The following is a 19,955-nucleotide window of genomic DNA, read 5'->3' as shown; positions in this document are numbered from 1 at the left end:
CCAGTGGCGGAAGGCCGCCCGGCGCGGGTGCCTACGGCTTGACGATGAAGGTGAACTGGCCCGAGGTCCGGTGCGTATCGACGGAGGTGATCTCCCAGCGCACGGTGTAGGTGCCGGGGGCGAGCGGGTTCACGCCCACCGAGAGCCTCTTGCTGTCGCCGCGCGCGACGGCAGCATCGTCCTTGTCGACGCGCTTGCCGGCGCCGTCCTCGACGGTCAGCCGCGCGAGCTTGGGTTCCAGCGCCTCCGTGAAGGAGATCACGACACGTTCGGGCGGCTTGCGGACCGTCGAGTCGGCAGCCGGAGCGGCGGACTTCAGATGCGCATGCGGCCAGGCGGGTCCTGCCGACGCGAGACTCAGTGCAGCGGCGGCCAGGAGTGGCGCGATGCGCGCGCGGGCGCCGCTGCCCGGCAGGGCGCGGCGAAGGAAATTCACCATTGAACCTCTCCCTTGCGGCCGACGAGGACGCGGTCGCGAACGCGGAACAGCAATGTGATGAGGGACGAGAACAGCACCGACATGATGATCAGCGCACCGTAGAGATGGCCGTAGGCCGCCCAGCCCTGGGCCCAGTCGAGATAGTAGCCGAGCCCGGCCTTGACCCCCATCATCTCGGCCACGACCAGCACCGAGATCGCGCTGCCGAGTGCCATGAACAGGCCCACGAACAGATGCGGCAGCGAGGCCGGCACCGCGATCTTGAGTAGCAGGAAGCGCTGCCTGGCTCCGAGCGTCCGGGCGACGTCGTAATAGCTGTTGTCGACGCTCGAGACACCGGACCAGGTCAGGATCGCGACCGGGAACCAGGCCGCGAGCGCGACCAGAAAAATGCCGCCGCTGAAGCTGCTCGGGAACACGAAGACGACGATCGGAATGAGCGATGTTGCGGGGACCGGGCCGAACAGCCGCAGCACCGGGATCGTCCAGTAACCGACCTTCGGCGACCAGCCGGTCGAGAGCCCGGTCAGGAAGCCGGCGAACGAGCCCAGCGCGACGCCGGCGACGAGCAGCACCAGCGAGGCGCGGATGCTGTCGAGCAGGCGCGGATAGTCCTTCACATAGGCGTCGAGCACGCCCTGCGGCGGCGGGAAATAGGGCTGCGGCCAGTAGCCGAGCTTGGCCGAGGCGAGCTGCCAGATCGTCAGGAGCGCCGCCAGCGCAAGCAGCCTCAGCGCATTGTTGGCGAGCCAGCGGGAGACTGCCCCGAGGCGGCCGCTGAACAGATAGCCCACCACGAGCAGGGCGGCGAACAGCCACTGGCCGACGCCGAAGTCGCTGGTATGGGCGAATTCCTTCGTGTTCGGCCAGAACAACGTGATCGTGCCGGCCGCCAGCCAGCCCGCCGCCGCATAGAGCAGCCCTGGGTCGAGGCTGGGACGCGCCGCGGGCGCCGCCGCAGCCAGGCCGGGGGCGTCACGTTCGGCGCCGATCACGCTTTGAGTGCTCACGGATCAACTTCCTGCCGTTTGGGGGCTCGGTGAGCGGCGCGCCGGGGACCGGCGCACCGCGGGAAGAGGAGCGGGCGTGCCGTCCGGATCAGGCGAAGAGCTCGAGCGTCGCGCGCTTGGCGAGGTCGACCGGATCGGTGCGCTTGCGGATGATCCCGACGTCGCGCAGGTCGCTCGCATAGATCGCGATCTCGTCGACCAGCCGCTTGCCGCCATTGTAGTTGACGTCGTGGCGGTGGCTGCGGATCACCTCGGCCAGCAGGGCGGCCGGGTGAGGCGAGTATTTCTGCGCGATCTGCGAGGCCTCGTCCGGGTTCTCGGACATCCACTGCGCGGCTTCGGTCAGCGCCCGGGTTGCGGCCGTCGCATCCTCGCGGCGGGTCTCGCCGAAGACCTTGCTGACCACCACGCCGCAGCAGGAGAGCCCGCTATAGATGCCGGTCTGCAGCCCGCCGATCTCCTTCAGGTAACCAGCATTGTTCTTGAGCACGAGGAAGGTGCCCGGATCGGCATCGACGGCGGCCTGGATCTCGCCCTTCCGGATCGCCTCGGCAAACAGATCGACCGGGTAGACCCGCCATTCGACCTCGTTCTGCGGGTTGATGCCGGCTTTGTGCAGCTGCACGGAGAGGAAGTTCTTGCCTGGGCTGCCGAGGCTGGTGACGCCGATCGACTTGCCCTTCAGCGAAGCGTAGTCGACCTCCGGCGTGCCCTCGGCCGCCACCACACGGATGCAGCCGCCATGGACGGAGCCGGTGAAGCGGATGTTCGCTCCCTGCTCGAGCGGCTTGAGCAGGCGCAGGATGAAGCCCGCCGTCGTGTCGATCTTGCCGGAAGACAGCGCCTCCAGGACCGCGTCGTTGCCGCCGCTGAACGAGAGCAGGTCGGGCTCGAGGCCGTGCTTCTGGAAGAACTCCTTGTGGACCGCGACGGGAATCGCGTTGTGGCAGATGCTGCTGCCGGTCCAGCCGACATTGATCTTTCTGAACTTCGAGCCCTGGGCGAAGCTCGGCACCGGCACGAGGCCGTAGGCGAATGGCGCGCCGACGGCGAGCGCCGAGGCGCCGCGCAGCAGGGTGCGGCGCGATATGGACGGCGATTTGGCGGTGGGCTGCGTCATGGCGGAGGCTCCTGGGCCGGTTGCTGCACGTCTCGGGGTGAAGGGAAGGCGCGGCCTCACCAGCTGGCGTCGAGGCCGAGATGGCTGAGGCTGGCGCGGCGCAGTTCCGCGAGACGCGGGTCGCCGCGGTGGCGCGGATAGGGCAGGTCGACCTGGAAATCGGCCTTGATGCGGGCCGGCCGGTCGCTGAAGATCACGACGCGGTTGGCGAGGAACACGGCCTCCTCGACGTCATGGGTGACGAGGATCGCGGTGAAACCCTTGCTGCGCCAGAGCGAGACGAGTTCGGACTGCATGGTCAGCCGCGTCAGCGAGTCGAGCTTGCCGAGTGGCTCGTCGAGGATCAGGATCGACGGATCGTTGACCAGGGCGCGTGCCAGCGCCACGCGCTGCGCCATGCCGCCCGAGAGCTGGTGCGGATAGGCCTTGGCGAATTGCGAGAGCCCGACGAGATTGATCGCGTCGTCGACCCGGCTGCGCTGCTCCTTGAGGTTGCCCTGCGCCTCGGGGCCCAGTGCGACATTGTTCCAGACAGTGCGCCAGGGAAACAGCGTCGGATCCTGGAACACCACGACCCGGGAGGGGTGCGGGCCGGTGATCGCCCGACCATCCTCCTTCAGCACGCCCCGGCTCGGCGGCTCCAGCCCGGCGATGAGGCGCAGCAGGGTCGACTTCCCGCAGCCCGAGGGGCCGAGCAGGGCGACGAACTCGCCGGGTTTGACGTTCAGCGAAACCTGGTCGAGGACGCTCAGGACCGAGCCGTCGAGATCGAAGGCATGGCTGACATGCTCGATGTCGAGGGCGGCGCCGGCCGTGGATGCGGGCTCAGCCGCAAGGTCTTCCTTGTAGGAGGCAGCTACCATTTGACGAGACCCTTCTGCCACGACAGCATTCGGCCGCGGATCTTGAACAGGACGGTGATCGAGGAAGAACAGAGCAGCGCCAATACGATGATGGCGGCATAGACGTTGTTGTAGGATCCCCAGCCCTGCGACCACTGGACATAGAAGCCGAGTCCGGCCTTCACGCCGAGAAGCTCCGCCACCATCACCGAGGAGAAGGCTGCGCCCAGCGCCATGAACAGGCCGACGAAGACATGGGGCAGGGCGGCCGGGATCGCGACTTTGATGATCAGGGCCAAAGGCTTGACGCCGAGCGTTCGTGCCACGTCGTAATAGGCGGTGTTGACGCTCGCCACGCCCGACCAGGTCAGCACCGCCATCGGAAACGCGACTGCGAGCGCGATCATGAAGATGCTGGCGCTCCAGCTCGACGGGAAGGCGAAGAAGATGATCGGCAGCAGGGCCGTCGAGGGAAGCGGCCCGACGAAGCGCAGGATCGGGTGAATCCAGTAGGCGGCGTGGCTGGACCAGCCGAGCGCAATGCCGGTCAGGAAGCCGGCGATACCGCCATAGACGAAGCCGACGGCGAGCAGCCGGAACGAGGCCAGCAGGTTCACGCCGAGATCGGCATAGTCGTAGGCATAGACCTCGACCAGCGCCTGCGGTGGCGGGAAGAAGGGCTGCGGCAGCCAGCCGAGCTTGGCCGAGGCCAACTGCCAGAGCGCGAGGAAGAGCCCGATGACGATCAGCCAGGGGCTTTTCCGCACCAGCCATCGCGCCAACTCTGGCGCCAGGCCCTGAGCCAGGGTGGCGAGCGCGATCGCGGCTGCGATCACCGCAGCGCCCACGGCGAAGTTGGTGGTCTCGGGCCAGTCACCGACATCCGGCAGCAGCCCTGCCGTCGCGGCTACCGCCGCCCAGGCCCCGGCTGCGGCGAGGCCGAGCAGGGCGCCGCGGCGCAACCCCTCGCCGGCGGGGCCGGCCGTCGTCAGCACGGTCGAAGATACGGTCATGGAAGCACCTGTCTCACGGCCGGGCCAGGCTCCCGCTTGGGAAGGGAGGTCGGCCGTAGCGGTTGCGGTCAGAAGAAGGCGCCGTTCGGAAGGGCGGATTCGTTGATTACGAAGTCGCCGATCGATCTGGCCTTGTAGGCGAGGGGATTGTGCGAGGAGAGCGTGCGGATGTTGCGCCAGTGCCGGTCCAGCCCCTTGCTCTGCCGGGCCGCCGAGGCGCCGCCGACATCGAAGAGCTGCGTCGCCGCGCTCAGGGCGAGATCGTCGATCACGATCTTGGATTTGGCCGCGCGCAGTGCCGCCTCGCGGAAGAGCTCGATATCCGGCTCGCCGGCAATCGCCGAGCGGAACGCCGCATCCAGCGCCTCTGCGGCCCGCAGCACGCTGGCTTCGGCGACATAGGCCACGCTCGCCAACCGGCCAATCGTCTGCTGCAGTATCGGGTCGTCGGCCGGGCTGGCCGTCACGGCATGATAATAGTTGCGCTCGCGCCCCTTCACCAGTTCCGTCGCATCGACAACGATCCGGCGCAGGATGCCGGCCACGATCGCCGTCAGATAGAGCTGGGCGAAGGTGGCGTTGAAGGGCAGCTTCACCTCCTGCTGGGACGCGAACAGCACGTCGTCGGGGGCGACCTGCGCATTGGTCAGCACGGTCGTGCCGCTTGCTGTCAGCCGCTGGCCGATCCCGTCCCAATCGTCGTCGACATCGACGCCCGGCTGGTCGGTGGCGACAAGCGCGGTCACCGCCTCGTCCTTGGCCGTGCGCGCCTGAACCAGGATATAGTCGGAGTAGAAGTTGCCGGTGCTGTAGAACTTCTTGCCGTTCAGCACATAGCCGTCGCCCGCCTCGTCGAGGCGCGTTTCGACATGTCCTGAGCCGATGTTCTGAATGCCGAGTTCGCTGGCGCCGAGGCCGAAGGTCTTGCCCTCCTTCGCCCAGTCGAGCCAGCGCTGCAGCACCGGGTTGCCGGGCGTGCGCAGGGCCCGTTCGACGAAGGCGAAATGGTTGCGCAGAATATGCGGGATGTTGGAATCCGCCTCGGCGAGAGCGATCACGAGCTCATAGAGTTCCGGCAGCGACGCGCCGCCACCGCCTTGATGTTCAGGCAGCCGGAAGATGCCGAGGCCCGACTGCTTGATCTGGTCAATGGCGATGCGCGGCGAGACCTCACCGCGTTCGCGCGCGGCTGCGTCCGCAGCGACAACTTCGATCAGCCGCGACAGTTCGGGCGAGCCGGGTGTGACGGGCCGGTTCGTCCTCAGCTTCACCGCCGCTGCAGTCGCATTGCTCATCGATCAGGCTCCAGCCTTGAAAATTTGGGATCGACAGCCCTCGAACTGCCGAGTCTGATCGTGTCATAAAACTAATAGTCTATCTATATTATAGATTACTAATGTTGCAGAGGATTGCAGGAGATTTCTCTCCGAATGCGTTGTCGGGATGCGAGCGGGAGAGGGCTTGGCGAGGAGGGTGCTCGCGCCGGGTGTCGCGGTGCCCTTCGCGACTGCTGGTCCGCAAACAGAAAATCCGGGCCCGCCCGCAGGGCGTCCCGGATTGCAGAGCCTTGCTGCAGAAGCGAAGCGTCTAGAAAAAGCCCGTCTGCGGCAGGGGGGCGCCGTTGATCTCGAGATCGCCAATCGCCTGCGTCTTGTAGAGCGCCGGATTATGAGAGGCGAGCGTGCGGGCATTGCGCCAGTGACGGTCGAGATTGAAGCTCTTCTTGGTGGCCGAGGCGCCACCGACATCGAAGAGCAGCGTCGCCGCGCGCGCCGTGATGTCGTCGAGGACGATCTTGGCCTTGGCTGCGGCTAGCGAGGCGGCATGGGCCAGCTCCCGGTCGCGCAGCCCGAAAGCGTTCGCGCTTTCGATCGCCCTATCGAGCGCATCGGCTGCGGCGAGCACAGTGGCCTCGCCCGCGAAGGCGAGGCTTGAGATCTGGCCGACGACATGCTGGAGCAGGGGATCTTCGGCGGGCTGCTGGACCGCCGCATGCGCGAAATTTCGGCCGCGGCGCTTCACCAGCGCGGCGGAGTCCGCAACGATGTTACGGAGGATTCCGGCCAGGATCGAGGTCAGGTAGAGCTGGGCCAGCGCCGTACCATAGGGCTGGGCGTAGCTGGTGCCGGGCCCGTGCAGGATGACTTCGCCGCGCTCGACGCGGACATTCTGGAAATTGGTGGTGCCGGTGCCGGTGAGCCTCTGGCCCATTCCGTCCCAGTCATCGATGCGCTCTACGCCGTCGCGCTCGGCCGGTACGACCGCCACGCCGTCGATGCCGTCGGCATTCGTCGCCCGGACCATGATGAGGTCGGCATAGAGGCTGCCGGTGCTGTAGTACTTCGTGCCGTTGAGCCGGAAGCCGTTGCCATCTTCCGTAAGCTTGGTCGAGTAGTCTCGCGTACCCGGGCTCATGCCGAGTTCGCCGGAGGCAAAGCCGATCAGGGCGCCGGAGGCGATCTTCGGCTGCAGGCCGGCCTCGACCGGGCCTTGTGGGCGGCGCACATAGGTATCGACGAAGACGAAGTGGTTTCGGAAGATGTGAGCGACATTCGCATCGGCCGCACCGAGCGCGATGACGGCAGTCAACGCCTCGCGCATCGAATAGCCGGCGCCGCCCTGATCGACCGCGAGGCGCAGCGAGCCGAAGCCGGCATTCTTCAGCAGTGCCACGGCCTCATAGGGATGGCTGCGCTCGAGATCGCGCTCCGCCGCACCTTCGGCGATGGTGCCGAAGACCTCGTCCAGCTTGGTGGCGCGTGGCGGGCCGGCATGTCGCCGCACTGCATCGTTCATTTGTCGTCTGCCTCTTGTGGGTTCAGGCTGCGCGGGAAAGCCCGGCACGCCACTCGTCGCCCCATTCCTGGACGAGGTGGCCGGGAGCAACTTCGCGGATCGTCCGCAGCGGCGGAACATGGCCGAGCGGATGGACGGGGCTTCGCACCTCGTCCTGCGGAACGGGCCGGCGCTGGTGCCGCCGCGCGGGATCCGGGATGGTGATCGCCGCGAGCAACCGCTTGGTGTAGGGGTGCTGCGGATTCTCGAACACCGCGGCGCGCGGCCCGATCTCGACGATCTCGCCCATATACATCACCGCGACCCGATGGCTGACGCGTTCGACCACGGCCATGTCGTGCGAGATGAACAGGTAGCCGAGCCCGAGGCTGGCCTGGAGATCGAGCAGCAGATTGACCACCTGCGCCTTGATGGACACATCGAGCGCTGAGACGGCCTCGTCTGCGACGATGAGCTTGGGATCGAGTGCCAGCGCTCTGGCGATGCAGATCCGCTGGCGCTGACCGCCGGACAATTCATGCGGCAGGCGCCGGACCAGCTCCGGATCGAGCCCCACCCGCGTCAGCAACGAGGCGACACGGTCGCCGACCTCGGACGGCGCGGCCAGCCTGTGCACCAGCAGCGGCTCCGCGATCGCAGCACCAACCGTGATGCGCGGGTTCAGGCTCGCGAACGGATCCTGGAAGATCAGCTGCGCATTCCGGCGCAGGTCGCGTAGTTCGCGCTTGCCGAGCGTCAGGATGTCCTGACCGTCGATCAGGATCGAGCCGCTGTCGGGTTCGACGAGCCGCATGATCGAGCGGCCGGTCGTAGACTTGCCGCAACCCGACTCCCCGACCAGGGCGAGCGTCTCGCCGGCCCGCAGGCTGAAGGACAGGTTCTCGACCGCATGGACCTTGCCGCGCCCGCCGGGAAAGCGGGGATCGGTCGTATCGAAGCGCACGGTCAGGTTCCGGACGTCCAGCAGCGGACGCTGTGCATGAACCACCGTGTTCGGGGTCTCGCTCGGCTCGCTGAAGCTGCTCGTCGCGGGATCGTAGGACGGGAAGCGCAGGGGCGCCGTCCGCCCAGCCATCGAGCCCAGCCGCGGCACGGCGGCGAGCAGCCTGCGCGTATAGGGCTCCTCGGCATGCTCAAACACCCGCTCCGTCTCGCCGCTCTCGACGATCCGCCCGTCGAGCATGACGATGGTGCGGTCGGCGATCTCCGCCACCACGCCCATGTCATGGGTGATGAACAGGACCGAGGTGCCTTCTTCCTCGCGCAGCTCTCTGATCAGGTCGAGGATCTGCGCCTGGATGGTGACGTCGAGCGCCGTCGTCGGTTCGTCGGCGATGAGCAGCTTCGGCCTGCAGGCGAGTGCCATCGCGATCATCGCGCGCTGGCGCATGCCACCGGAGAACTGGTGGGGGTAGTCGTCGAAGCGCGCCGAGGCGCTTGGGATCCGGACCCGGTCGAGCAGTCGGGTCGCTTCCGCCCGCGCCTCGTCAGTGCCGATCGGCCTGTGGCAGATCAAGGCCTCGGCCACCTGCAGGCCGACGCTCATCACCGGGTTGAGGCTGGTCATCGGCTCCTGGAAGATCATGGCGATCTCGTTGCCGCGGATGCGCTGCATGGTGCGCTCGTTCAGGCCCAGCAGGTTCTCGTCGCGCAACAGAACTTCGCCTTCGACCCGGCTCGTCGCGCGCTGTAGCAGGCCCATCACCGACAATGCAGTCACGCTCTTGCCGGAGCCGGACTCGCCGACGATCGCGACCGTCTCGCCCTGCGCCACCTCGAAGGACACGTCGCGCACGGCCGACCTCCAGCCGCCTTCGCTCAGGAAGGAAGTGCGAAGCTGGCGAACGGCGAGCACCGGCGCCTTCGGGGTGATCTGGAGCGTCAAAGGCCGACCTCCTGCCGCGGGTTGAGGAGATCGTTCAGCGCATTGCCGACGAGGTTGAGCGCGAGCACGGTGACGAAGATTGCGGCGCCCGGGATCGCGGTCATGTACCAGGCTTGCCGGAGCACCTCGCGGCCGGCGCCGATCATGCTTCCCCAGGTGATGATGTTGGGGTTGCCGAGACCGAGGAAGGAGAGCGCCGATTCCGTCAGGATGGCGTTGCCGGCCAGGATCGAGACCATCACGACCGCGGGCGCCATCACGTTCGGCGCGACATGCCGCGCGATGATGCGGGCATCGGCGAAGCCCATCACGATGCCGGCCCTGACGAAGTCGCTGGTCTTCACCCGCAACGTCTCGGCCCGAACCAGCCGGGCGATCTGCGGCCAGCTGGTGATCGCGATGCCGGCGACGATGTTGGCCGTCGAGGGCCCAGCCGCCGCCACCAGCACGATGGTAAACAGCAGCGACGGCATGATCTGGAACAGCTCGGCGAAACGCATCAGAGCATTATCGACCGCGCCGCCGCGATAGCCGGCGACGACCCCGATCGCGACGCCGAACAGGCAGGTCAGCACGCCGGTGAGGACGCCGATCGCCAGCGACGAGCGTGCGCCGTAGATCACGCCGGAGAGGATGTCACGTCCGAGCATGTCGGTACCAAGCGGCAGCTCCTGGTCCTCGCCGGGCCAGAGGAAGGAGACGCCGGCGATGTCGAGCGGATCGTTGCTGACCAGTGCCGGCGCCAGCACCGCGGCGAGCGCGAGCCCCAGCAGGACGGAGCCGCCGAAGAGGCCGCCCGGCAGCCTGAGGAAGGCGAGGATTGCTCTGCGCGCGGTCATTTGGACAGCTCCACGCGCGGATCGAAGAAGCGGTAGGACAGGTCGGTGATGAAGTTCACCAGCAGCACGAAGATCGAGCTGACGAAGAGAATGCCGAGCAGAAGGTTGAGGTCGCGCGAGGCGACGGCTCCGAGCGCAAGCTGCCCGAGGCCGGGCCAGGCGAACACCGCCTCGACCGTGATCGAGCCACTGAACAGCGCGCCGAACTGCAGGCCGGTGAGCGTGACGACCGGCAGCACCGCGTTGGGCAGGATGTGGCGGAAGATGGTGCGCTCGCGCGAGGCGCCCTTGGCGCGCGCGGTGCGGACGAAGTCGAGGCTCTTGACCTCCTTGACGCTGGTGCGCATCAGCCGCGCGTAGATCGCGAGATAATAGGTCGAAAGGCAGAGCACCGGCAGCACCAGATGGACGGCATAGTCCAGCACGAGGGCGAAGCCGGTCGCCCTTTCGCCGAGCGTGTACATGCCGCTCGACGGCAGCCAGCCGAGATGCACCGAGAACAACACGATCAGCATCAGCCCGAGCCAGAACAGCGGCGTCGCGAAGCCGAAGGTCGACAGCGTCGAGATCACGAAGTCGACCGCGCGGCTGCGGCTCAGCGCTGCCAGCGCCCCGAGCGCGCTGCCGATCAGCGCTGCCAGCGTCAGGGAGACGACGAGGAGCAGCACGGTTGCCGGCAGCCGAGCCAGGATCAGGCTCGCGACCGACTGGCCGTTGCGGAACGACCAGCCGAGGTCGAACTGCAAGATCCGGCCCGCATAGCCCAGGAACTGCTGGAGCAACGGCGCATCGAGCCCGAATTGTTGGCGCAGCTGGTCGGCATACTCCATCGAGGCGGCGCCGGCCTCGCCCGCCATGACGTCCGCCATGTCGCCGGGCGCCAGCCGCAGCAGGAAGAAGTTGGTCGCCACGATCAGGAACACGACCGGCAGGATCTGTGCCAGCCGCAGCAGCCAGTAGGGCACGCGCGGGCGCCATTTCCTGCCTTCAGCCGGGGCGGAAACCCGGCCCAGGGTTATGTCTGCCATCGCTTTCGTCTCTCGTCCCTTGCCCTGGCCGTCGTCCTTCCTCAGTCCTTGAAGGCGATCTCGGCGACCGACGCGTAGGAGCCGTAGGGCGTCGGGTTGACACCCTCGAGTCGCGGCGAGATCACCCGGACGAACTGCAGCTCGAGCAGGGGGATGGAGGGCAGATCCTTCTGGACCTGGATCTGGAAGTCGCGGATCAGCTGCTTGCGCTTTGCGGCGTCGCCCTCGATCAGGGTGGCCTCGATCAGCCGGTCGGTTTCGGCGGAGACGTAGTTCGAGGTATTGCCGCCCCTGACCGTCGCCTTGGCCTTCGACCAGAAGCGCCTGAACACGCCGACCTGCGGATCGGCGAAGGCTGCGGCGAAGGCGCTGGCGGTATCGAAGTCGCGCTCCCTGGCGAGCTTGGCGAAATAGGTGCCGACGTCGAAATTGCGGATCTCGACCTGCACGCCGACGCGCTTCAGCATCTGCTGGATCAGCTGGGCCGCCCGCACGAAATTGTCGTCATAGGGGATCGGCAGATTGTCGATCTTGAGCCGGATGCCGTTGGCGTCCTTCTTCAGCCCGGCCTCTTCCAGCAGGCGCTCGGCCTTGGCCGGATCGAATGGATACTGTTCGCCGTCCGGCGAGTAGAATTCCTTCTGGTAGCTCGGGATCGGGCCGGTCGCAGGAGTCGCGAAGCCAAAGAAGGCGTTGCTGGCCAGAATCTTGGTGTTGATCGCATGGGCGAAGGCCTTGCGCACCCGGACGTCCTGGAAGACCTCTTTCTCGAGGTTGAAGTCGAAATAGTAGATCGGCGCATTCGCCTCCCAGCCGACCGTGTCGATCAGCAGCGGCGAGTCCTTGCGCTCGCGCAGCGCCTTGACCTGCGCCAGCGGGATCGACGGCACCGGCGCGTAATGGATCTCGCCGGTCTCGATCGCGATGGCACGGGCGCCGGCATCGGCGATGAAGCGGAAGGTGACCTGGTCGACGCGCGGCTTGGTCTTGTCCCAGTAATTGGGGTTGCGCACCAGCGTGACATGGCTGCCCCGCACCCACTCCTTGAACAGGAAGGGGCCACTGCCGATCGGCTTGGTGTTGATCGGATTGGTCAGCGGATCGCTGCCCTCGTAGATGTGCTTCGGCAGGATGCCGGTCCGCACGCCGTAGAGGATGTGCCAGAGGGCCAGTGAAGGATGGGCGAAGCGCAGGATGACGGTGTGATCGTCCGGCGTGTCGATGGCGTTCAGGTGGAAATAGGTCGGCGCCGCGACGGGGTGGCTCTTCTTGGCGAGCTCGATCGAGTATTTGACGTCCGCCGAGGTGATCGGCTTGCCGTCATGCCAGGTTGCGCCCTGGCGCAGCTTGAAGGTGATGACGCGCCCGCCGTCGGTCGTCTCCCAGGATTCCGCCAGCAGCGGCACCGGGTTCAGCTCTTCGTCGAAGGTCACGAGGCCGTCGAAGATGTTCTGCGAGACGACGAAGGACTGATTGCCGTTATGGATCGCGGCGATGATGCCGTGCGGCTCCGGCTGCACGCTGACCTGCAGATGGGTGATCTTCCGCTCCTGCTGCGCGAGAGCCTGCGAGACCAGCTCCGGCGTCAGGGTGAGGCCGGCGAGCGCGCCGCCCATCCGGATGAAGTCGCGTCGATTGGTGGTCATGAGGAGATCTCTTGCATGGGGCGAGCGGGGCTCCGCGGGCCATAACGGCCGGAGCCTGTGGATTCGATAGTTCTAAAAATATATCGGAATTATAGAATATTGAGTCAAGCGACTGTTTCACTCACATGCGGTCACGCCGATGGCGGTTTCTCCGGCGAGAGACGGGTTGCCCTCAGAAGGCGCGCAGGCCCAGTGCGGTGGTGACCTCTTCGGACATCCAGCCGAGTCGCTCGTAATCGCCGCGCCAATAGACCAATGCGGCATCATTGACGCCGAGCCTGATGTCACGGACGCGGCCGATGACGATGGCGTGGGAGTGCCGCTCGATGATCTCCTCGACCTCGCAGTCGAGTGCGGCCAGCGCACCGATCAGCAGCGGCGCGCCGGTCATGCCGCTGATCCATTCCGCATCGGCGTAGCGTGCCGCGCCCTTCTCTCCCTTGCGCCCGGCGAAGCGGTCGGCGACGGGCTTCTGCGTCGCGTTGAGGAAATTGACGCCGAAGCCGCGGCTCCTTTCGAGGATGGGAAAGCTCGACGACGACAGGTTTAGTCCGAACATTACGGTCGGCGGTTCGGCCGAGAGCGAGGCGACGGAGGTGGCGGTCAGGCCGGTGCGCTCGTCGCCATGGCCGGTGGTGATGACGCTGACGCCGCCGGCGAGATGCCGGAAGGCGTGGCGGAAGCTGGCCGGATCGTCCTGGATCCTGCTGGCAGGCTTAGGGAAGGGCGTGACGACGGACATCGGCTTGGCCTCCTCGGAGCGTGTGGTCGGGGCGATGGCTGCGCGGGCCGGCGCATTGCGCCCGACGGTGCCGGGCAGCCTCTCGGCGCTATCGGTCATGGGCTGACGGCCTGCTTCTGGTCGGGCTTGACGTCGTTGGCGATGGTCTCGCCGAAGGGGCCGTTATTGACCACGCCGGCAAAGGCCGGCTTGCCGTGATTGAGCCGGAGGAGTGGAAAGACGAGCTCGGCGAAGCGATAGGCTTCCTCGAGGTGCGGGTATCCGGACAGGATGAAGCTGTCGATGCCGAGGGCCTGGTACTCCTTGATCCGGGCAGCGACCTGCTCGGGATTGCCGACCAGCGCGGTGCCGGCGCCGCCGCGGACGAGGCCGACCCCGGCCCAGAGATTGGGCGAAATCTCGAGCTTGGCGCGGCTGCCGCCATGAAGGGCTGACATCCGGCGCTGGCCTTCGGAATCCATGCGCGCGAAGACCGCCTGCGACTTGGCGATCGTGGCGTCGTCGAGATGGCTGATCAGCTTGTCGGCCGCCGCCCAGGCCTCCGCTTCGGTCTCACGGACGACGACGTGGAGGCGAATGCCGAATGAGACATTGCGGCCCGCGGCCTTCGCTGCCCGATCGACGATGCCGATCTTCTCGGCGACCGCGGCCGGCGGCTCGCCCCAGGTCAGGTATTTGTCGATGCTCTGCGCCGCGACATCGATGGCGGTCGGCGAGGAACCGCCGAAATAGAGCGGAGGGCCTCCGGCTTGCGCCGGCCGGTAGAGCAACTGGCCGTCATCGACGCGAAGATGCTTGCCCTCGTGCTTCACGGTCTCGCCGCGCAGCAGGGCGGAATAGACGGAAAGAAACTCGCGCGTCACCTCGTAGCGCTCGTCATGGGACAGGAAGATCCCGTCCCCGGCATTCTCGACCGGGTCGCCGCCGGTGACGACATTGACGAGCAGGCGCCCGTTCGAGATGCGATCGAGCGTCGCCGTCATGCGCGCCGCCACGGTCGGAGACTGCAGGCCCGGCCGCACCGCGACGAGGTAGCGCAGGTTCTGTGTTGTCGGCGCGACCGCCGAGGCGACGATCCAGGAATCCTCGCAGCTCCGGCCCGTCGGCAGCAGCACGCCGTAATAGCCAAGGCTGTCGGCCGCCTGGGCGATCTGGCGAAGATAGGCGAAATCGGTCTGGCGGCCGCCGCTGGCGGTGCCGAGATAACGCCCGTCGCCATGGGTCGGCAGGAACCAGAGGACGTTGGCGTTTGGGGCAGGGGAGATGCTCACGAGCCGATTTTCCGTCCCGATGCGGAGCGGAAAGTCCTGTCGGCCAGGATAGCGCCGGCTGGTTGGGACGGAAGCGACCGGACCCTGCCAACCCACCCGCAGATATTACCGGGGGCGTCGCGCTCCATTGAGGTGGCGATGGTTTTGGACATGCGGCTCCGTTCACCGCAAGCAGCGGTGCTTTCTGTTTGCGGTGCTCTGCGAGCAGGCGGTCGTCAGCTGCGCACTATCTGCCGCGGCACGACCCGCCACATCCCGCCGGGTGCACGAAGGACGGAAGGCGGAGACACTACCATGCAGTCAGGTCGACAGTAATAATTGCCGCCTGTCTCCAGGAACGCGACTGGCAGAACGCCGTTCCGCTCTTGAATTTGTCATGCGGGGCAGAGTGATCAGGTAAATACTGCGATCGATTGGCGGTCGGCCCGATCGATACCTGAAGTGTTCTCGATATCTCTTTAGAGGTCAATAAAAGCAGTTTTCAAAGATCGATCGGGAAGGGGGAGAATGCCCTCCCGATAGAGGTGCGCTCGACCTTGTTCGTCTCGCTCGCCTTTCGGAGCTCGGGCCTGCCAAACGGACGCTAAGCCGACGCTAGGCTCAGCCATTCCACGGCGTCGCGCCTATTTGGTTCGCGGTGAGAGATCTCACCGCTGACGGCGGCCAAGCTCCAGCCCATCAGGACGAGGACGGGTCCCTTGGCTGGCAGGTCGCCGATGCGGTCAGGCAGCGTCGCGATGGTACCGCTGACGCGTGCCTCTTCCGGGCGGGTCGCGCCGAGAACGGCAATCGCAGGTGTTGCAGGATCGATTCCGGCCGCGATGGCCTGGTCACGGAAGGCTGCCAGCGTTACGCGCGGCATATAGATGACCGTCGTGGCGTACCGGTCGGCGATAGCCGACCAGTCGAGATCATCCGGCAATTGCCCATTGCGGGCGTGACCCGTGACGAACTGCAGGCGCCGCGCATGGTCGCGATGCGTCAGGGATACGCCCAGCGCGGCGGCAGCACCCTGCGCCGCGGAAATCCCCGGCACGATCGCGACCGGGATCCCGGCGGCGGCGCAAGCCTCGATCTCCTCGCCCGCGCGCCCGAAAATCCCGGGATCGCCGCCCTTAAGGCGAACCACATGTTTTCCCTGCGCGGCGAGCGAGGTCATCGTGGCGTTGATGTCCTCCTGCTTGCAGGAGGGGCCATGGCCGGTCTTGCCGACCAGCATGCGCTTGGCTTCGCGTCGCGCCAGTTCCAGCACGCCGGGCGAGACGAGCGCGTCGTAGAGGATGATGTCGGCGCTCTGCAGGGTCCGCAGCGCCTTCAACGTCAGCAACTCCGGGTCGCCCGGGCCGGCACCGACGAGCGTCACGCGGCCGACGCCCGACGGCTGCGCTTCCATGCGGGCGAGCTCGGCAAACAGCGATGCTTCGTCCTGGCTGTCGGGCCGGCGGAGAGGCTCCGCCAGCGCCTTCGCCGTAAACCGTTCCCAGAAGGCCCGGCGCAGCCCGAAAGGCAGATCGCGCCGTTGCACCGCCGGGCGCCAATCCTTCGCGGCCTGAGCCCACCGGCTCAACCCGGCCGGCAGCAGCGCCTCGATCTTGGCACGGATCGCCTGGCCGAAGACGGGTGCGGCGCCGTCGGTCGATATCGCCACGAGCAGCGGCGAGCGGTTGACCAACGAGCCGAAGGCGAAATCGCAAAATTCAGGCTTGTCGACGACATTCACCGGCGCGCCCGCCCGCCGGGCCGCCGCGACGAAAGCCAGTGCCTCGTCACGATCCTGGATATCGCCTACGGCAATCGCCGCGCCATCGAGATCGTCGGGTTGCCAGCGCCGGGGCAGGGCGGTCACGCGGCCTCCCGGCGGATCCGCGACGAGCCCCGCAAAAGCGGCGGCGCTCTCGCCGGCCAGGACCAGAAGGTCGGCACCCGCCGCCGCCAGCAATTCAGCTTTCCAGAGCGCACCTTCGCTCTCGCCCGCTACGACGGCCTTGCGCCCCACCAGGTTGTGGAACAGCGGCAAGGTCGCGAGCGCCCCTATGCGTTGGGCATGCAGGTGCTCTCGCGGGCTTTCCGTCACCGTATCGTGACCTGGGCGGCCGACGGAGGTGCCTCGCCGGAAGGGGCAGGCAGAACGAGCCGGCCGGCGAGCAGCGCTGCGATGAGCAGCCACAGCCCGGCAACGATCCAGCGCTCGAACGGACGGCGCGGCAAGATACGGGCGAATTCGCTATCGGGCGTCGCTTCGTTCCAGGAGCTTGCTCTGTCCATATCGGCCGCCTCCTCGTTCCGGGCGTGCTCTTCCATCTCGTCAGCCTGCCGGGCTGTTGGCCGCTGCCCGCGCGAGCCGGCGCCGGTCCAGAATATTGCCGTCCCGGGTGTAGCCTCGCTGATAGGTCCGGCTGAGGCGGCCGCGGGCCTGCTGCCACTGCAGCGCGCTTTGCCGCGAGGCGCTGGCCTCAGGCAGCTCGATTTCGTCGAAACCGCACGCGATCGCATAGTCGAACTGGTCGGGGATCAGCGGGCCCGACGCACGCAGCGTCCCGCGAAACCCTTCGCGTCGCAGCACCTTCGCAAGGCTGAAGCCGCGGCCATCGGCAAAGGCGGGAAAGCCGATGGCGACGAGGGCGAGCTGGTCGAAGAAGGGCTTCAATGCCTCGCTTGGAAGCGAATTAGGGACCAGGACGCCGATCTTCTGGTCGGAGGATTTCTGGTCGAGCGCTTCGGGCAGAGCGTCCCACCCGACCAATGCGTGGGAGAGGTTCCCGATCGCGGCGCCGTCGGCGCGCGTCCAGGCTTCCGTCGCCGAGCCCTCGCGATCAATCAGCAGCATGGGACAATTCCTTGAAAGCTGCCTTGAAGGGCGACAGTCCGACCCGCTTCACCGTCTCGATGAAGCGCTCGCCATCGTTCCGCTCGGCCTCGTAGACGCCGACGATCGCCTCGATCGCGCCCGGCACCTCTTCCGCAGGCAGGCCCGGGCCGAGGATTTCGCCCACGGCGGCGTTCTCGGTCGCGTCACCGCCGAGCGTGATCTGATAGGATTCGATGCCGCGCTTCTCGAGCCCGAGAATGCCGATATGGCCGACATGGTGATGGCCGCAGGCGTTGATGCAGCCCGAGATCTTGATGTTCAGCTCGCCGATTTCGGTCTGCCGCTCGGCATCCTCGAAGCGTTGCTGGATGGCCTGGGCGATCGGGATCGAACGGGCGGTCGCCAGCGCGCAGTAGTCGAGGCCGGGGCAGGCGATGATGTCGGTGATGAGGCCGCTATTGGCGGTCGCGAGCCCGGCCGGGACCAGCGCTTCCCAGATGGCGTGGAGATCGTCCTGCCGGACATGGGGCAGCACGATGTTCTGCGCATGGGTGACGCGAAGCTCGTCGAAGGAGTAGCGCTCGGCCAGATCCGCGATGACGCGCATCTGCTCGGATGTCGCATCGCCCGGCGCCAGGCCGATCGGCTTCAGCGAGATCGTCACGGCGCTGTAGCCGTCGGCGCGATGCGGGGTCAGGTTGGTGCCGGCCCAGCGGTCGAAGGCGGGGTTCGATGCCCGCGCCGCGGCCAGCGCCGCGCTCTCCCGCGGCAGGGTCTCATAGGCCGGCGGTGCGAAATACGCCTCGATCCGGGCCAGCTCCTCGGGATCGGCGTTGACCGAGGGGCCGTCGAGCGTCGCGAACTCGGCTTCGACCCTGCTGCGGAACTCCTCGGTTCCGATTTCGTGCACCAGGATCTTGACGCGCGCCTTGTACTTGTTGTCGCGCCGGCCCTCCTGGTTGTAGACGCGCATGATCGCCTCGAGATAGGCGAGAAGATCGGGCTTGGGCAGGAAATCGCGGACGACCTTGCCGATCATGGGCGTGCGACCGAGGCCGCCGCCGACGCTGATCTCGTAGCCGATTTCGCCGCTGTCGGGGTGCCGGACGATCCGCAGGCCGATGTCGTGCGCCTTGGTGACGGCGCGATCGTGCTGCGCCCCGGTCGCGGCGATCTTGAACTTGCGCGGCAGGTAGCTGAATTCGGGATGGGCCGTAGACCATTGCCGGATCAGCTCGCAGACCGGGCGGGGATCCTCGATCTCGTCCTGGGCGACGCCGGCGAAATGGTCTGCCGTGACGTTGCGGATGCAGTTGCCGGAGGTCTGGATGCAGTGCATCTCGACATCGGCCAGCAATCCCAGGATCTCGGGCACGTCGCGCAGCTTCGGCCAGTTGAACTGGAGGTTCTGGCGGGTGGTGAAGTGGCCATAGCCGCGATCGAAGCGCTCTCCGATCAGGGCGAGCTGCCGCATCTGCTTCGACGAGAGCGTGCCATAGGGCACGGCGATGCGCAGCATATAGGCGTGCAGCTGCAGATAGACGCCGTTCTTCAGTCGCAGCGGCTTGAATTCGTCTTCGGTCAGGGACCCGTCTAGGCGCCGGGCAACCTGGTCGCTGAACTGGGCGACCCGGTCGCGCACGAAGCGCTCGTCGAACTCATCGTAGCGATACATCGTTCAGGCGCTCCGGCGGGCGGCAATGCCTTCGCCCGCCTGCTTGCCCAGATCGGGGCGGTTGCTCGGTCCGAGCGTCTTGAAGCGCTCGCGAAAATGGCGTGGCACCGGGCCGTCGGCGCCGATCGCGACATCGACGAGATAGGCATCCACCACATGCTGCGCCGCGATTTCCGCGGCAGCGAACCCTTCCAGCCGGACGGCGTCGGGCTCTTCGGCGGCGACGAGCGCGAGCGCCGGGTCGCGCGTCCAGGAAAGCGCTCCGGCATCTTCGGCTCGCGCAAAGACGACATCGCCGTCGAGCAGGTCGTTGGCGAGGAGGATGACCGGGAGCGGAGGGCGCTTCGGGGCGGCCGCCATCACGGCACCATGGCTGTTCGGCGATGCCGACCAGTCCGCGCGGCATCCAGCGGAGGGGTCAGGAAAGTCAGTTTCGCTGGCCTGATATCCGCCAGATGCGGCAATTTCGTCATTGTCATTCCGTTCTGTATTCCGAACGGAATCTAGGGGAATCTACGGTTTGGATCAATTCACGCAAAGAGCATGGATATTTCAAATTACACAAAGAAAGGAGTAAAATAATCCTCGCGCTTGGGCGATTTATCCCGCCGCGAAGGCTGTTGCGTGAGTGATCTTCACGCGGACGCGTTCACCGATTGCGGGCGCGAGTTGTGATGTGAGGTCGAGGTCGAGGCGTTTGGCGAGGCCTGCGACGGTGATTTCGGCGCGGCGGAGGGGGCCTGTTCGGCGGACCTGCTCGACGATTCCGGGGATCGAGAGCGGGGCCTCGTCGACGAGCTTGAGATGGTGGGGGCGGACATAGAGCGCGGCCGGGCCACC

At 66.7% G+C, this 19,955-nt stretch carries 19 protein-coding genes; all 19 read right to left on the bottom strand.

Annotation, left to right across the window (positions count from 1 at the left end; all coding sequences use genetic code 11):
• Positions 1–31: 31 nt before the first annotated feature.
• Positions 32–439: a copper resistance protein CopC gene (locus ASE63_RS15750; RefSeq protein WP_056802973.1), complete on the bottom strand. Its 408-nt coding sequence runs from the start codon at positions 437–439 to the stop codon at positions 32–34.
• Positions 433–1,449, bottom strand: coding sequence for an ABC transporter permease subunit (locus tag ASE63_RS15745; protein ID WP_056802968.1), 1,017 nt, complete (start codon positions 1,447–1,449; stop codon positions 433–435). Before ASE63_RS15745 ends, ASE63_RS15750 begins: the two co-directional genes overlap by 7 nt.
• Positions 1,450–1,537: 88 nt before the next feature.
• Positions 1,538–2,569, bottom strand: a complete 1,032-nt coding sequence (locus tag ASE63_RS15740) for an ABC transporter substrate-binding protein (RefSeq protein ID WP_056802963.1) — start codon at positions 2,567–2,569, stop codon at positions 1,538–1,540.
• A 56-nt stretch (positions 2,570–2,625) separates the two neighbouring features.
• Positions 2,626–3,432: an ABC transporter ATP-binding protein gene (locus ASE63_RS15735; protein ID WP_056802959.1), complete on the bottom strand. Its 807-nt coding sequence runs from the start codon at positions 3,430–3,432 to the stop codon at positions 2,626–2,628.
• Positions 3,426–4,424, bottom strand: a complete 999-nt coding sequence (locus tag ASE63_RS15730) for an ABC transporter permease subunit (protein ID WP_056802957.1) — start codon at positions 4,422–4,424, stop codon at positions 3,426–3,428. Before ASE63_RS15730 ends, ASE63_RS15735 begins: the two co-directional genes overlap by 7 nt.
• A gap of 68 nt (positions 4,425–4,492) precedes the next feature.
• On the bottom strand, positions 4,493–5,719 hold the full coding sequence (locus ASE63_RS15725; RefSeq protein WP_056802954.1) for an acyl-CoA dehydrogenase family protein: 1,227 nt from the start codon (positions 5,717–5,719) through the stop codon (positions 4,493–4,495).
• 292 nt (positions 5,720–6,011) lie between these two features.
• On the bottom strand, positions 6,012–7,220 hold the full coding sequence (locus ASE63_RS15720; protein ID WP_056802950.1) for an acyl-CoA dehydrogenase family protein: 1,209 nt from the start codon (positions 7,218–7,220) through the stop codon (positions 6,012–6,014).
• Between the two features lie 22 nt (positions 7,221–7,242).
• Complete coding sequence (locus tag ASE63_RS15715) at positions 7,243–9,105, bottom strand: ABC transporter ATP-binding protein (RefSeq protein WP_156410401.1); 1,863 nt, start codon at positions 9,103–9,105, stop codon at positions 7,243–7,245.
• A complete protein-coding gene (locus tag ASE63_RS15710; protein WP_056802947.1) occupies positions 9,102–9,944 on the bottom strand; it encodes an ABC transporter permease in 843 nt (280 codons plus the stop codon). The genes ASE63_RS15715 and ASE63_RS15710 overlap by 4 nt, the downstream gene beginning before the upstream one ends.
• The gene (locus ASE63_RS15705; protein WP_056802944.1) at positions 9,941–10,972 is read right to left on the bottom strand and encodes an ABC transporter permease; all 1,032 of its coding nucleotides are present in this window, start codon (positions 10,970–10,972) and stop codon (positions 9,941–9,943) included. Before ASE63_RS15705 ends, ASE63_RS15710 begins: the two co-directional genes overlap by 4 nt.
• A gap of 41 nt (positions 10,973–11,013) precedes the next feature.
• Positions 11,014–12,618 carry an ABC transporter substrate-binding protein gene (locus ASE63_RS15700; protein WP_056802941.1) on the bottom strand — a complete coding sequence of 535 codons (1,605 nt, stop codon included), beginning with the start codon at positions 12,616–12,618 and terminating at the stop codon, positions 11,014–11,016.
• A 172-nt stretch (positions 12,619–12,790) separates the two neighbouring features.
• Positions 12,791–13,459: a flavin reductase family protein gene (locus ASE63_RS15695; protein WP_244491419.1), complete on the bottom strand. Its 669-nt coding sequence runs from the start codon at positions 13,457–13,459 to the stop codon at positions 12,791–12,793.
• Positions 13,456–14,631: an FMNH2-dependent alkanesulfonate monooxygenase gene (gene ssuD / locus ASE63_RS15690; RefSeq protein WP_156410400.1), complete on the bottom strand. Its 1,176-nt coding sequence runs from the start codon at positions 14,629–14,631 to the stop codon at positions 13,456–13,458. Before ssuD ends, ASE63_RS15695 begins: the two co-directional genes overlap by 4 nt.
• 583 nt (positions 14,632–15,214) lie before the next feature.
• Positions 15,215–16,705: a siroheme synthase CysG gene (gene cysG / locus ASE63_RS15685; protein ID WP_056802939.1), complete on the bottom strand. Its 1,491-nt coding sequence runs from the start codon at positions 16,703–16,705 to the stop codon at positions 15,215–15,217.
• A complete protein-coding gene (locus ASE63_RS15680; protein ID WP_156410399.1) occupies positions 16,702–16,896 on the bottom strand; it encodes a hypothetical protein in 195 nt (64 codons plus the stop codon). Before ASE63_RS15680 ends, cysG begins: the two co-directional genes overlap by 4 nt.
• Before the next feature lie 40 nt (positions 16,897–16,936).
• Entirely contained in the window at positions 16,937–17,458 is a 522-nt protein-coding gene (locus ASE63_RS15675; RefSeq protein WP_082609994.1) for a DUF934 domain-containing protein, read from the bottom strand.
• Positions 17,445–19,115, bottom strand: coding sequence for a nitrite/sulfite reductase (locus ASE63_RS15670; protein ID WP_056802933.1), 1,671 nt, complete (start codon positions 19,113–19,115; stop codon positions 17,445–17,447). Before ASE63_RS15670 ends, ASE63_RS15675 begins: the two co-directional genes overlap by 14 nt.
• Before the next feature lie 3 nt (positions 19,116–19,118).
• On the bottom strand, positions 19,119–19,475 hold the full coding sequence (locus ASE63_RS15665; protein ID WP_056802930.1) for a DUF2849 domain-containing protein: 357 nt from the start codon (positions 19,473–19,475) through the stop codon (positions 19,119–19,121).
• A gap of 240 nt (positions 19,476–19,715) precedes the next feature.
• On the bottom strand, positions 19,716–19,955 hold a 240-nt coding region (locus ASE63_RS15660; protein ID WP_156410398.1), incomplete at its 5' end, for a TOBE domain-containing protein.

The sequence above is a fragment of the Allobosea sp. Root381 genome, assembly GCF_001429395.1.
GTDB lineage: Bacteria > Pseudomonadota > Alphaproteobacteria > Rhizobiales > Beijerinckiaceae > Allobosea.
Note: the sequence above shows the minus strand (reverse complement) of the source record. Positions and strands in the feature narration are given on the sequence as shown.